Origin of the sequence: Helicobacter cetorum MIT 00-7128, from assembly GCF_000259255.1 — a bacterium.
In the GTDB taxonomy this organism is placed as follows: Bacteria; Campylobacterota; Campylobacteria; order Campylobacterales; family Helicobacteraceae; genus Helicobacter; species Helicobacter cetorum_B.
This window is the reverse complement of record NC_017737.1, coordinates 1020148-1034431: the sequence shown is the minus strand read 5'-3', so window position 1 is coordinate 1034431 and position 14284 is coordinate 1020148. Positions and strand designations below refer to the sequence as shown.

14 protein-coding genes and 1 tRNA gene are annotated in these 14284 nt (G+C 34.0%); 6 read left to right on the top strand and 9 right to left on the bottom strand.

Going from position 1 to position 14284, the window contains the following annotated elements; genetic code table 11:
* Position 1: 1 nt before the first annotated feature.
* The 3 genes from trmB to HCW_RS04785 are packed head-to-tail and all read right to left on the bottom strand — an operon-like array spanning position 2 to position 3412.
* Positions 2–1186 carry a tRNA (guanosine(46)-N7)-methyltransferase TrmB gene (gene trmB / locus HCW_RS04795; protein ID WP_014661095.1) on the bottom strand — a complete coding sequence of 395 codons (1185 nt, stop codon included), beginning with the start codon at positions 1184–1186 and terminating at the stop codon, positions 2–4.
* Positions 1187–1197: 11 nt separating this feature from the next.
* Entirely contained in the window at positions 1198–2457 is a 1260-nt protein-coding gene (locus HCW_RS04790; protein ID WP_014661094.1) for a fibronectin type III domain-containing protein, read from the bottom strand.
* The gene (locus tag HCW_RS04785) at positions 2408–3412 is read right to left on the bottom strand and encodes an RluA family pseudouridine synthase (RefSeq protein ID WP_014661093.1); all 1005 of its coding nucleotides are present in this window, start codon (positions 3410–3412) and stop codon (positions 2408–2410) included. The genes HCW_RS04790 and HCW_RS04785 overlap by 50 nt, the downstream gene beginning before the upstream one ends.
* 81 nt (positions 3413–3493) lie before the next feature.
* On the opposite strand from HCW_RS04785, the gene HCW_RS09265 reads away from it, so the two are divergent.
* Positions 3494–4639 (top strand): FtsW/RodA/SpoVE family cell cycle protein, encoded by a 1146-nt coding sequence (locus HCW_RS09265; RefSeq protein ID WP_014661092.1) that lies wholly within the window; start codon positions 3494–3496, stop codon positions 4637–4639.
* A tRNA-Ile gene (locus HCW_RS04775) sits at positions 4601–4677 on the top strand. The genes HCW_RS09265 and HCW_RS04775 overlap by 39 nt, the downstream gene beginning before the upstream one ends.
* A gap of 129 nt (positions 4678–4806) precedes the next feature.
* Here HCW_RS04775 and HCW_RS04770 read toward each other — a convergent pair.
* From HCW_RS04770 to HCW_RS04745, 6 genes are all read right to left on the bottom strand, one after another.
* Positions 4807–5736 (bottom strand): ribose-phosphate pyrophosphokinase, encoded by a 930-nt coding sequence (locus HCW_RS04770; RefSeq protein ID WP_014661091.1) that lies wholly within the window; start codon positions 5734–5736, stop codon positions 4807–4809.
* Between the two features lie 76 nt (positions 5737–5812).
* The gene (locus tag HCW_RS04765) at positions 5813–6295 is read right to left on the bottom strand and encodes an HIT family protein (RefSeq protein ID WP_014661090.1); all 483 of its coding nucleotides are present in this window, start codon (positions 6293–6295) and stop codon (positions 5813–5815) included.
* Between the two features lie 8 nt (positions 6296–6303).
* On the bottom strand, positions 6304–7788 hold the full coding sequence (locus HCW_RS04760; protein WP_014661089.1) for a Mur ligase family protein: 1485 nt from the start codon (positions 7786–7788) through the stop codon (positions 6304–6306).
* The gene (locus tag HCW_RS04755; RefSeq protein WP_014661088.1) at positions 7767–8495 is read right to left on the bottom strand and encodes an alpha/beta fold hydrolase; all 729 of its coding nucleotides are present in this window, start codon (positions 8493–8495) and stop codon (positions 7767–7769) included. Before HCW_RS04755 ends, HCW_RS04760 begins: the two co-directional genes overlap by 22 nt.
* Positions 8496–9560 (bottom strand): D-alanine--D-alanine ligase, encoded by a 1065-nt coding sequence (locus tag HCW_RS04750; RefSeq protein WP_014661087.1) that lies wholly within the window; start codon positions 9558–9560, stop codon positions 8496–8498.
* A 90-nt stretch (positions 9561–9650) separates the two neighbouring features.
* The gene (locus tag HCW_RS04745) at positions 9651–10127 is read right to left on the bottom strand and encodes a phosphatidylglycerophosphatase A (RefSeq protein WP_014661086.1); all 477 of its coding nucleotides are present in this window, start codon (positions 10125–10127) and stop codon (positions 9651–9653) included.
* 203 nt (positions 10128–10330) lie between these two features.
* Between HCW_RS04745 and HCW_RS04740 the strand changes: the two genes are divergently transcribed.
* Genes HCW_RS04740 through tilS form a run of 4 tightly spaced genes read left to right on the top strand, consistent with a single transcriptional unit; the run spans position 10331 to position 14274 of the window.
* A complete protein-coding gene (locus tag HCW_RS04740; RefSeq protein WP_014661085.1) occupies positions 10331–11440 on the top strand; it encodes a pyridoxal-phosphate-dependent aminotransferase family protein in 1110 nt (369 codons plus the stop codon).
* Positions 11441–11448: 8 nt separating this feature from the next.
* Positions 11449–11910 (top strand): phosphoribosyltransferase, encoded by a 462-nt coding sequence (locus tag HCW_RS04735; RefSeq protein ID WP_014661084.1) that lies wholly within the window; start codon positions 11449–11451, stop codon positions 11908–11910.
* Between the two features lies 1 nt (position 11911).
* Entirely contained in the window at positions 11912–13231 is a 1320-nt protein-coding gene (gene rimO, locus HCW_RS04730) for a 30S ribosomal protein S12 methylthiotransferase RimO (protein ID WP_014661083.1), read from the top strand.
* Positions 13232–13245: 14 nt separating this feature from the next.
* Positions 13246–14274, top strand: a complete 1029-nt coding sequence (tilS, locus tag HCW_RS04725; RefSeq protein ID WP_014661082.1) for a tRNA lysidine(34) synthetase TilS — start codon at positions 13246–13248, stop codon at positions 14272–14274.
* The last annotated feature ends 10 nt before the right edge of the window (positions 14275–14284 follow it).

The following is a 14284-nucleotide window of genomic DNA, read 5'->3' as shown; positions in this document are numbered from 1 at the left end:
TCTAACACCCCTCTTCTTGTTTCAAAATATTTGCGAGTAATTGGTGGGCTTTATAATTAGCAAGTGTTTTTAAAGGCGTTTTATTTAAATAGCTTACCTTGCCCCCATTAGAGATTCTTACAAACAAACGCATGGGCCAATCAAAATCTCCCAAACTCAATTCTATTAAATATTCTCCACAATTAGTATACACATTGCAAACATGCACAAAATACCCCTCTTTAACCCTTTTGGGCGTTTTTAAAAGGCGCTCCATTTTTTCATCAAGCCCCTTAAGAGCCTCAAACGAAAAATCAAAATTTGAGGGTTTTTCTAAAGAATAAGCCTCTTTAAGAGTAATAACCCTCAAATCATAGATATTTTTTTCAAGTTTATTCCAACGAGCCTCATATTTACTAACCACAGAACTTGGCGCATTTTTTTTAATCTCAACATGCGCTTTAGGATTTTCTAAAACTAAATTCAAGCTATCTTTAAAATATGTTTCATCATCGGTGCGTAATTCCAACATTCCCCCTACCTTTAACACCCTTAAAGCCTCGTTTAAAAATCTCTCACTCAAAACCCTACGATGTTTTTTATCATTCCAAGGCACAGGAAAATGCACAAAAATCTTTTCGCAAGTTTGATTATGCATGCTTTCTAAAACAAGTCTTGCATCAGCTTGCAACACGATTAAATTAGAGAGATTTTGCAATTCAACTTGCTTTAACACTTGAGCAATAGAAGGGGTATAGATTTCTATGCCTAAACATATTTTATTAGGATTATTTCTAGCTAATTCTAACAAATGCCTCCCACTTCCAAAACCAATTTCTATTAAAATAGGTTGGTTGCATCGTTTTAGAAATTGCTCTAAATTATCTAATTTAAGGGCTTTTTTTTCACTTGCATGCCTAGAATTTTCTTGTAAATTATGAGATTTTACTTCAAAAAATTGTGCATAAGCCCTAAGAGCGCTTTTTGCAATCTCTCTATCTAGGGGCGTTGCTTTTTCAGTTTTAATTAAAAAATCATTAGAACGCTTAATTTTTTGTAGTAAGAAAACTTGATTTTTAAAGCTCGCATACACATAGCTTTTATAGGAATTTTTAAGGCTTATTAGCTCTTTAATAAAACAAAAATCCCCACTTTCTAAGGGGTAATTTAGAGCATTAGAATTAAAATGAGCTAAAAAATGAGGCACACCAACTCTCCTTAACGCTCTAAAAACAGACGCACTTCTTTGCTAGGGTGTGATTCTAAGCCGTCCTTATCCACACTCACCACTTGGTAGCGATAGGCTGTGCCTACTTTCATGTCTTTATCAATAAATTGATTTTGTGTGATATTTCCAAAACGCAAAGGGGTTTTTGAATTACCCTCAAAACGATATACCGCATAATGATTTATCTTAGGCCCTATACTATTTTCCCATTGAATAAGAGCTGAAGAATCTTGAATAAGCCCTTTAATAATAATGGGTGCTTCGGGTCTAGGTGCTGTCTCTCCTATAACGGGGTCTTTGGGTAATTCTCCCTCAATATGCACTTTATCCATAGCAACAACCTTATAAAAGCGTGTAACATTGTCTCTTTCTATCTTATCCACATAAGAAGTATTTGCAGTTTGTGCGATAAGCTTATATTTATCCTTGCGAGCATTTGAGGCATAAATACGATAAGCTATGACATCAGCTTGAGGAGACTTATCCCAACTTAGTTCAATATGGCGTGTTAAATTTTGACTCACTCTAACATTAGTTATAGGTGGGGGTAAATTTTTAGTCTTACCCTCAACTACCATACTAGGCTTAGATTTATCACCTGTAAAATTTTCAGCAATCACACGATAGTTATAATGCTGTCCATCTTGTAAATTCTTATCAAAATATTCCACATACAAGCGATTTTTTACCATAGCAATATTAGAAAACTTGCCGTCTTTATTTTGCCTTTGAATAATATATCTTGAGATACTAGGATTGGGGTGAGGACTCCAAAAGACTTTCACACCTTTGGGATATGCTTGGCTTGCAAAAACTTGTTCTACAGGATTGATAAAGGAAGTTTTAGTGCTTATTGCATTAGAGAGATTAGAGATTCTATCGCCTTTATAAGTAGCCATTTGATAAATATAGGCACTCTCAGTTTCTAAGCCATCATCATAATAATGGGTCGCATAAGGATTTTTAATGGTAGCGATTTTTTTAGGCTTGCCATCTTTTTTCAAACGATACAAAATAAAACCATCAATTTTATAAGCATCTACAATATTAGCCCATTCAAAACCCACAGAGCTTACATCATTAATCGTTCTTATAGAATGCACTATAGGTAATTGCGAATCAACATGTTCTTTATTGTCAAAAGCTAAAAATTTGTGATTCTTTACAGAAGAACACCCCATTAAAATGCCTAATACAACGCTAGTTTGCACAAAAAGCGCTAAGTATCTTGTTTTCGTCCAAGACCTCATTCAAGCTAACCTCATCAAAAATGTTTTTAAGATATTCTAACATATCCTTTAGTAGAGGAACTTTAAAGCGCATGTTTTCTTTGCTTCTTGGATGTTCAAATTCTATCAAATAAGCATGCAACATGATTCTTCTTGCCTCTTGTTCTTTATCTAACTTTTGACTTAAACCATAAACGCTATCCCCAATAATATGCTTATTAATACGCTCTAAATGCGCTCTAATTTGATGTGTGCGCCCTGTATATAATTTTGCCACAATCAAATCAAAATTTTTTTGTGCGATTAAACTCATAAATTCACTTTTAGAATAACGCCCCACAAGTTGTTGTCTAAACCCCTCTGTAGCGACCATTTTCAAACGGTTATTAGGGTTTCTTGCTAAATGGCATTCCACTAAAATACGCTCTAAGTTTTTTGGGCTTAAAGATGAATTGAGTAATGCCACATAATAGCGCCCCATAATCTTTGATTTTAATTGCTCGCTTAATTTGGCATGTGAGTAGTTATTTTTGGCGACTACAAGCGCTCCGCTAGTATCCTTATCTAGTCTATGCACAATCCCATAACGCTCTTTGCCACTTAAATTAGAAAGCTGGTAGTTTTGCTCTTCTAGCCAATCTACTAAAGTAGGCTCTTTCACGCTTAATGCTCTATGGACAACTAAATTTGAGGGCTTATTCAACACCAATAAATCTTCATCTTCATAAATAACCCCTATTTCCACTTGAAGTTCTTTCTTAACATCTTGAGAAACAAGGAGTTTTTTTGGAGCTTTAATAATAACTTGATAACCCTCTTTAAGCAAATGACCGCCCTTTTTTACCTCCTTGCCCTCACAAATAACTAGACCTTCCTTGATTAAATGCAAGGCTTGACTCTTTGTTATCTGTAATTCTTGAGCTAAAAATTCATCAGTGCGTTTATAAAATGCAGGCACGATTAAAATCTTTTCCATAAATTCGCTTTGTTTTAGGGTAAAATTTTAATTTTACTAAAAATACCTTATAAAATGATAAGATAGAGAGGTAGTAACAATATGGCAATGGATAGAAGAATTTGGATGCACTTTGACTTCTTGCTTTTTGTTTTTCTCATGCCCCTATTCATTATCTCTTCTTGGCTTATTTTTGAAGCAAACACCACCTTAAGCTTGAAACAAGGCTTTTATTACGCTTTAAGCTTTGTTTTATTTTGGATAGTTTTTTTAATCCCTTTTAGGAAATTAGATAGGCTCTTTTTTGTCTTTTATTGGGGTTGTATTATTTTGCTTATCTTAGTAGATATTGTAGGCTCAAGCAAGCTTGGAGCAAAGCGATGGCTCTCTATCCCTTTTACTTCTATTACTATACAACCAAGTGAGCCTGTTAAAATTGCCATTCTTTTATTGCTAGCTCATTTAATCAAGCTTAATCCTCCCCCCTCTAAAGGCTATGATTGGGGAATGTTCTTAAAATTAAGCTTTTATATTCTCTTACCTACTTTACTCATTCTCAAAGAGCCAGATTTAGGCACAGCGCTCATTATTGCTATTATGGGGTTTGGGATTTTATTATTAGTTGGCTTAAGAATGCGTGTGTGGCTACCCCTAGCTATTACATTAGCTATTGCCTCGCCTATTGCTTATCATTTTTTACATGATTATCAAAAAAAGCGCATTGCGGATTTTATCTCTGAAAAACCCAACTACCATGTCAAACAATCTCAAATTGCTATTGGATCAGGAGGGCTTTTTGGAAAAGCTAAAGAAGACTCCACTCAAACGAAATTCAAATTCTTGCCTATTGCTACAAGCGATTTTATCTTTGCTTACTATGTAGAGCGCTTTGGTTTTGTGGGTGCATTGCTACTTTTTGCAATTTATATAAGTCTAACTTTGCACTTATTCTCTTATATTTTTGACCCTAATAGCGATTGGTTTTTACAAGTTGTAGCCCTAGGAATTTCTATTTTAATTTTTACTTATTCTAGTGTAAATATTGCTATGACTTTAGGGCTTGCCCCAGTTGTGGGTATTCCTTTGCCTCTTTTTAGTTATGGAGGAAGTAGCTTTATCACTTTTATAATAATGTTTGCTATATTAGAAAATTTGCTTGCTTTCCGCTATGTTTTTGGATACAATAGCAAATCATCTTTTAACAAATTTGGATTCTTAGCTCAGCTGGTCAGAGCACTCGGCTCATAACCGATTGGTCGTAGGTTCAAATCCTACAGAATCCACCATTTGTTTTTGACTCTTCTTTTTTAAACATTATACACAAAGACTCTATTAGATATTTTTCAAAAGATTTATGCTAAGCATAAAAGAATAAAAGAATAGTTATAGAGGAATTAATCCCCTATAAGATTTAATTATATAAAGAGAGATTGCACGCTTTCATTATGATAAATTCTTCTAATCACTTCTGCAAATAAAGGCGCTACGCTTAAAGTAGTGATTTTATCGCATTTTTGAGCTAGAGGAATGGAATTACTTACCACCACTTCATCTAACATGCTCTCTTTGATGCGTTTGATTGCTGGCCCGCTCAATACCGCATGTGTGCCTAACGCCATAACTGAAGTTGCCCCTTGTTTTTTAAGAGCTTCTGCAGCTTTACACATTGTGCCTGCAGTATCAATCATATCATCTACTAAAATTACATCTCGCCCTTGTGCTGAGCCTATAATATTCATCACTTCGCTTTCATTAGCTTTTTCACGGCGTTTATCTACAATGATTAAATCCATACCCATTTGATTGGCAAAATATCTAGCTCTTGCTACCCCTCCAATATCAGGGCTTGCTACAACAGGATTTTTGAGAGCTCTTGAACGAATATAATCTCTAAAAACAATAGAACCATACAAATTATCTACAGGCACATCAAAAAAACCTTGAATTTGTCCTGCGTGCAAATCCATAGTAATAATTCTTTCAATCCCTACTTTTTGCATTAAATTAGCAACCATTTTAGCTGTGATAGGCACTCTTGGAGCTGCCTTTCTATCTTGTCTTGCATAACCAAAATAAGGCACTACAGCTGTAATAGAACTCGCTGAACTACGCCTTAGGGCATCTACCATAACTAATAATTCCATTAAATTATCATTCACAGGCACACAAGTAGGCTGAATAATAAAAACATCTTTCCCACGCACTGACTCACTAATTTGGATATTGATTTCTCCATCGCTAAATTTTCCAATCACTGCTTTTGATAGAGGAATACCCAAATGCTTGGCTACTTCTTTACCAAATACAGGATGAGCGCTCCCTGAAAAAATCTTAAATCCTCTCATTTTCATTCTATTTACTCCCTAAAACTAATAGTCTGATAATTGTAACATAATAGCGCTTTAAGACATCAAAACATTTTTAAAGAAATTCTTGTAATAATACCCTTATTTTTAAAAACACTTCATCAAAATTCTTTCCATGCACCCTAGTTTCTCCTATGACACTCATAAAATTACTATCACCTACAAATCTAGGCACTAAGTGCATATGCAAATGTTCTGGGATTCCTGCTCCTGCGCTTTTTTTTAAATTCAAACCTACATTTACTCCTTGAGCTCCATAAGCATAAAGCGCTTTTAAAACTTTTGGCACAAGCTTATTGACATTAAGCCAAGTCTCAAGCTCTAAGTCTTCAACACTTGCAATATGAACATGTGGAATAATCAATACATGACCGGGATTATAAGGATAAGCATTCATTACAATAAATGCCTTATCATTACGATAAAGCACTTTGTTTTCCTCATCTTTTGTAGGGTTTTTAGCAATTTCGCAAAACACACAATCCCTAGGCTTTTCTATTAAGTAGTGTTTGCGCCATGGAGCATATAAATGTTGCATGTTACTTCTTAGATATAATTAGGGGCATCATTAGCAAATAAAATCAAATCGCCCTTAAGCGTAGTAGCTTGCAAAATGCTTTCTAATTGTGCCTTATCTTTAAGCAAGATTTTTTGTGGGGTCTTTTTTAAGCGTGATGTAATTACCTTAGAATTTAATTCGCCTGTAATAATAGCAATATCAAATACTTTATCAATTTCATCAGCTAAGGTCTCATTACTTTCTATATTGCTCTCCACTAATCCGGGAGTTACAATGATTTTGCGTCCATTATACAAGCTTGCTAAACGAATGCCCTCTAACATACCCTTTAAATTCCCATTAAAACCATCATCAATAATAATCTTTTGATTCACTTCTAAAAGTTGCAAACGATGAGGCACGGGATTTAGAGCGCTTACTAAACGCTTCAAACGCTCTATGCTAAAGCCTAAGCACTTGGCAATTAAAATTGTTAAGGCGATATTATACGCATTAAATTGTCCCAAAACTCTCGTATCAAAACGCTCCCAAGTTCCATCTAAGAGCATTTCAAAAGAAGTGCCTTTGAGATTAGATTCAATATGGCGCAATTGATTAGAATAGCTTGTAAGAGGGCAATTCTTAGGAGCATAGTCTTTTATCGCCCTAAAAGAATAACAAAAAGCCTCTTCTAAATTCTTTGAAGTGAGTAGTTCTGCCTTAGTTTCACAAATGTTTTCTAAAGTTTTAAAGTATTCTAAATGCTGTTCGCCAACTTCAGTAATCACGGCAATATGTGGCTCAATTAGGCGTGTAATATCAGCAATATCGCCCTTATTTCTAGCTCCTGCCTCAGCAATATAAATCTCGCTCGCATTATCTAAATGCTGATTAATATCACTCGCAATCCCTAAAAGGGTATTCACACTTTTAGGACTTGCATGCACAATATATTTGGATTGCAAAATTTGATGCAAGAAATTTTTTACGCTCGTTTTACCAAAACTCCCCGTAATTGCAATAATTTTTAAATCTTTTAAAGAAGAAATTTTATCTTTAGCCATTTTTAAATAACGCTTAGATAAAACCCATTCAAATATAAGCGAAGAGCTTAAGGCTAACACAAATAGCAAGAGATAAAAGCATGCTAATAATGTCCCCCTAAAAGCAAAAAAAGTTTCACTCAAAATCTCATGCGTAAGCAAAAAGAGTGATAAAAAAGCAAAAAAGCGCTTGATTCTTGGTGTAAAAACTAAAGGTTTGTCATTATGCTTTGCCCAAACTACTAACATAGGAATTTGTATTAAACCACAAAAAAGATAAAAGACAATTTTTGCCCCTATTGCATACGATATAACAAATACCCCCATAGGTAGTAAAAAATAAATCCCATGCCAACGCTTTTTATGGTGCTTGGTTATCACTCTCATCACGCTATAATGATACCATTGTAATAGGGTCATCGCATAATAACCTAATCCTAATACAAACAAAAAGCGTAGAAAAAAATCTATCCAATTAAGCTCTTGCATTCCTTCTCCATCAAATGTTCTATTTTCTTAGCTTGGTTTAAAAAAAAGAAATGCTCTCCCTCTAAAACCACCAACTTACTATCTTTTATCAACGCATGCATGCGCTTAGCAGAACTTAAAGGTGTTGCTTTATCGTCCTTTCCCCAAAACAGCCAAACTTCTTTTTGACATGCTTTAAAATAGGGCGTAAAATCCTCGCAAACCACCTTTTTAAAAGTCTCATACATAGCCTTATTTAAACCTTGAGCATCTTTACTCTTTAAAAAACTTAAATTTAACCCTAATTTTTTAAACACTTTAGCTAAAGCAATTTTTAAACGCACTTTTAAGGGTTTAGGCTCTAAAATTCCTGCGCTGCTTAATAAAACTAAACGCTCATTTTTGCACAATAGCGCCACCTTTCCGCCAAAGCTATGCCCAAAGGCTAAATGCGCTTTATAATTAAGGCTCTCTAAAAACAAATCAATGATATTGGCGTAATCTTTAGTTTCTAGGATTTTTTCAGTATTGGGACTTTGATTAAAGCCGGGCAAATCTATATATAAATGATTGTATTTTGAAAAACTTTTTTGAAACGCTCTTTGCATAATATCCCTGCTACTCCCCCAACCATGCAAAAATACAGCATTCAAAGCACTTTTATTATCTATAAGAGTATAGGCAATATCAAAATCATTATCTAAATATCTAATGGTGCGTTTAGCCATTTATTTATTCTTTTGAATTTGCAATAAGTAAGAATTTTTCACTTGAACTTTAGGGGGTTTTGGTAAAGATTGAGCTAGACATTTTAAAACTTTCTTAAAATCTTCAAACAAATAATTAGCTAAACTTCCGGGAATTGGGTTGATTTCATTCAAATAGATTTTATTGTCTATCTCAAAAAAATCACACCTAATCAAAGCCCCCTCAAACAAATCTCCATACAAATCCCTAAAGGCTTTTTTCAAGCCCTCTTCTAAAGAACTAGAGATTTGAGCTTTTGGAGCTTTAGTGCGTGAAAAATCTAAATATTTTTGCTCAAAATCTAAAAAATCTTGTTTGCTAGGCTCTTCAATGTAAGAAAAATAAAAATCTTGCTCGCTTGCTTGCTTAATCTTACAGCCCGCCAAATTATATTCTTTTACACCGCTTATAAAAGGCTCTACTAAAACTTCTTTAGAATATTCAAACGCACAATCCAAAGCATATGCTAATTCTTTTTCTTCTCTTACTACGCTTACTCCTAGCGAACTACCCGCATTGATAGGCTTTATAATGAAAGGGAAAGCGAACTTTTTAAGAATAATCTCTAAAGCATTTTTATAAGCGTTATTTTCATTAAGCACCACATAAGGCAAAACATTTACGCCCACGCTCTCTGCATAAAGTTTAGTTAAGTATTTATTATAACTTAACACACTTGATTCAATTCTAGGGCCTATAAAAGCAATATGATAGAAGTCTAACAAACTTGCTAGTTTCCCATCTTCGCCATCATTTCCATGCACTAGATTGATGACTAAAGGAAGTTCAACTTTTTTATTCCCAAAGAATGCGCTTTTAAACAGACCTTTTTTGCATAATTGCAAAGGGGCTAACTTTTTCTCTTTGAAATTAGCAAAATATTCTGAATGCATGTTTTCTTTATCAATCAAATAAAATTCATGCTCTTCGTTCAAAAAGATAAAATGTTTAATAGAATCTTTGAGCACCTCTTTAAGCGCAATCGCACTCACCACACTAATTTCATGCTCAAAACTTGCCCCACCAAATAATACGCACAACTCCAACACAAACTCCCGCATTTATAAAGTCAATAATTAAGTGTAAGTTTATCTATAATTACCTAAAAAGGCTTTTAAATCTCTACAACAGAGTTGTTATTCAATAAAACCAAATAGGCTTAATATTTTTAACAATACTAGCACGCTTAATCCCGCTAACACACCAGCTAGTGCATCATCGCCCACAACCCCTAAACCCCCTTTAACTTCTTTGTCTATCTTGCCAATAAGTGAGGGCTTTTTAATATCATAGAGCCTAAAGAAAATAAAACTTAGAATAATTCCAAGAAGTGAAAATTTAGTAATAGCCATAGCAAGCCACATGCCTACTAATTCATCTATAACAATATAAGAGCTGTCATGCATTTGGGTTAGTCGTTCTTCTTCATCAATCTTTCTAATTGCAATAAGTCCTATTAAAATAGCACTTAAAAACAGCGTATTAGGCGAAAAAAATAAAATAGGTAGCCCCAAAAATAAAGCTACTAAACTTCCCATAGTTCCCGGAGCTTTTTTAGAATAACCCACAAAAAAGAGGGTCAAAAAACATGCACGCCATCCATATCTATTCATAGAAATTCCTAACTAATTCACTAAAACTTAATATAATATTATTTTATATAATTTAAAGGTTGGTATTTTAGCATTTTCTATTCAATTTTTCAAAAACTTCTGCTACATACTCTACAAATTACAACTTAATTCAAACAAAAAACATGTTTTTAAGCGTGTTTAGACTATGATTACAAAATTATTTCAATTTTAATGAGGCTTTCATGTTGCTTTTTACCCCAGGTCCTGTGGCAATTAGTGAAGAAATGCGCACAAGCTTTTCTCAAAAAATGCCCCACCATCGCACCAAAGATTTTGAAAATATTTTTCAAAATGTGCGAGAAAATTTAAAAAAAATGATAGGTTTAGAAGAAATTTTACTTCTAAATAGTAGCGGAACAGGTGCGATGGAAGCGAGTGTGCTTTCATTATGTAAGCAAGAATTACTTTTTGTCAATGCCGGTAAATTTGGCGAAAGGTTTGGCAAAATTGCAAAAGCTCATTCTATTAAGACTCATGAATTAGTTTATGAATGGGATACTCCAGCTAAAGTAGATGAAGTATTAAACACTCTTAAAGCTAACCCTAATATTGATACCTTTTGCATTCAAGTATGCGAGTCTAGTGGGGGGTTACGCCACCCTGTTGAAAAAATCGCTTCAACAATCAAAGAATACAATAAGGATATTTTTATTATTGTAGATGCTATTACGGCTCTTGGAGTTGAGCCACTAGATATAACGCATATTGACGCACTCATTGGGGGGAGTCAAAAGGCGTTCATGCTACCCCCTGGCATGAGTTTAATCGCTCTAAGTCAAAAAGCCACTGAGCGCATAGAAGAGCGTAATGTGGGATTTTATTTCAATCTAAAGAGCGAATTAAAAAACCAAAGAAATAACACCACCAGTTATACCGCTCCGATTTTACACACCTTAGGTTTAGAGCGTTATTTTGAATTAGTTAAAAATTTAGGGGGTTTTGAGATTCTTTATAAAGAGACAAAAAAAGTCGCCCTAGCCACTCAAATGGCTATCAAAGCTTTAGATTTAAAGATTTTTCCAAAAAATCCCAGCCTAAGCATGACAACTATCTTTAATGAGCATGCCAAAGCATTGCGAAAAATTTTAAAAGAAAAATACAAGGTGCAATTTGCTGGCGGGCAAGATGTTTATAAAGACACACTTATTCGTATCAATCATATGGGAATCATTCCACTTTATGAAACCTGTTATGTTTTAAATGCTCTAGAATTAGCCCTAAATGACTTAGGCTTAAGGGCTTTTAATGGCATTGCTAACACAACCTTTTTAAAACAATACTATGAAATTTAAGGATTAAAATGCATTATTCTTACGAGACTTTTTTACATGATAGTTTAGAGTTGGCTAAACAGATAGAACAAAATTGCGGTGTGCCAGAGGCGATTGTCTGTGTCATGCGAGGGGGCATGACTTTAACGCATTTTTTGAGTTTGTATTGGGATTTGAGAGAAGTTTATGGCATTAATGCGATTTCTTATGACACCACAAATCAACAAAACGCTCTTAAAATTGAAAATATTCCTACTATCAAAGAGCCTTTAAATAAAATCTTAGTGGTAGATGAAATCGTAGATAGCGGTAATTCTTTAGAAGCGGTGCTTAAAGTCTTGCAAGATAAGCACCCTAAGAAAAGGTTTTATAGTGCGAGTTTGTTTCAAAAGACAAGTGCCAAATACAAAGCTAGTGCGTTTTTAAAAGACGCTCCTGAGTGGATTGACTTCTTTTGGGAAGTGGATTTAAAAAATTTAAAAAGCCTTTAACATGCAAGTAAAAGAAAACAAACAACTTTGCTTGATTTCTCTAGGTTGTTCTAAAAACCTAGTGGATTCAGAAGTGATGTTAGGCAAGCTCTATAACTACACGCTCACTAATGACACTAAAAACGCCGATGTGATTGTGATTAATACTTGTGGCTTTATTGAAAGCGCTAAGCAAGAGAGTATTCAAACGATTTTAAATGCCGCTAAAGATAAAAAAGACAACGCCATTTTAATTGCAAGCGGGTGCTTGAGCGAACGCTATAAGGATGAAATCAAAGAGCTCATTCCTGAAGTGGATATTTTTACCGGTGTGGGCGATTATGACAAAATTGATGTGTTGATTGCTAAAAAACAAAATCAATTTAGCGAGCAAGTGTTTTTGAGCGAGCATTATAACGCCCGCATTATCACTGGCTCTAGTATCCATGCTTACACTAAAATCTCTGAAGGCTGTAATCAAAAATGTTCTTTTTGTGCTATTCCTAGCTTTAAGGGAAAATTACATAGCAGAGAATTAGACTCCATTCTAAAAGAAGTAGAAGGTTTAGCTCTCAAAGGCTATAGTGATATGACCTTTATCGCTCAAGATTCTAGCTCATTTTTGTATGATAAGGGGCAAAAAGATGGGTTAATAAAGCTTATCCAAGCTATTGATAAGCAACAAGCCTTAAAAAGTGCACGCATTTTATATCTCTATCCATCTAGCACCACGATAGAGCTTATTGAAGCGATTGCAAATTCGCCTATTTTTCAAAACTATTTTGATATGCCTATACAGCATATTAGTGATTCTATGCTCAAAAAAATGCGTCGCAACTCTAATAAAGCACACCATCTAAAACTTTTAAATGCTATGAAACAGGTTAAAGAAAGCTTTATAAGAAGCACCATTATTGTAGGACACCCAGAGGAAAATGAGAGCGAATTTGAAGAATTAAGCGCATTTTTAGATGATTTTAAATTTGATAGATTAAATATCTTTGCTTTTAGTGCTGAAGAGAATACGCATGCCTATTCTTTAGAAAGAGTGCCTAAAAAAATTGTGAATGCTCGCATTAAAGCCTTAAATAAAATTGCTTTAAAACACCAACATAATTCTTTTAAGGCTTTGTTGAATAAACCTATCAAGGCGTTAGTTGAAGGTAAGGAAGGTGAGTATTTTTACAAAGCAAGGGATTTGAGATGGGCACCTGAAGTAGATGGCGAAATTTTAATCAATGATAGCGAACTAGATTCCCCTTTAAAACCCGGGCATTATATAATTATGCCTAGTGAATTTAAAGACAATATTTTAATGGCTAAGGTTTTAAGCCCCCTTTAAAAACAGCTTAAAAAGTGCAAGATTTTAAAAATTATTTAGAGCCTTTAAGAGAGAGCAAGAATTTACTAGGTTTTTCTGGTGGAATTGATTCTGTTTTCTTGTTTTATCTCTTAGTCAAAGAAAACATTGGCTTTGACATCGCTTTAGTGGATTATAACACGCAAGAAAAACGCCTTGAAATCATTAAATACGCTCAAAAATTAGCTCAAACACACCATAAAAAATGCTACATTCATTACGCTTCTAAAATCACGCATAATTTTGAAATGCAAGCTAGAAAAGTGCGTTATGATTTTTTTGAAGAACTCATTAAAGAGCATTCTTACAAGCATTTGATTTTAGCACACCATTTAAATGATAGGCTAGAATGGTTTTTAATGCAACTAAGCAAGGGGGCTGGACTCAATACGCTTTTAAGCTTTCAAGCTTTTGAAAAAAGAGAGCAATACAGCATTATTCGCCCCTTACTCTACACCCCTAAAGACAAAATTAAAACACTCGCTAAAGATTTGAAATTTTTTGAAGATGGTTCTAACACTTCTCTAAAATTTAAACGCAATTTTTTTAGAAAAAATTACGCTAATTCCTTAATGCAAAATTATTCTAGGGGCATCATTAAGAGTTTTAAATTCTTAGACAAAGAAAAAGAACAGCTTTATCCTAGCATTGAGATTTCACAAATTCATGCGATTACTTTTTTCAAGCACTCACAAAATTCCCTTTTCACTTTAGATAAAATCTTAAAACAAAAGGGGTATTTACTCAGTTTTTCTCAAAAAGAAGAAATCAAACGCTCTTTTTTTAGCCTAGAAATCGCTCAAAAATTTATCATTGAAAATAATAACGAGCATGTTTTTATCGCCCATAAACCCCCTAAAATTTTAAGCATGCCAAAAGACTTTAAAGATAAGGCTAGAAAATTAAGCATTCCTAAACGCTTACGCCCCATTTTATATATGGAATTTTTAAAACAAACTCTTAAAATACATGATTTTTTGATAGATTTTAAAGAGAGTCTAAAGGGGTTTAACAAGCTTAATTAAGTATTCTTAG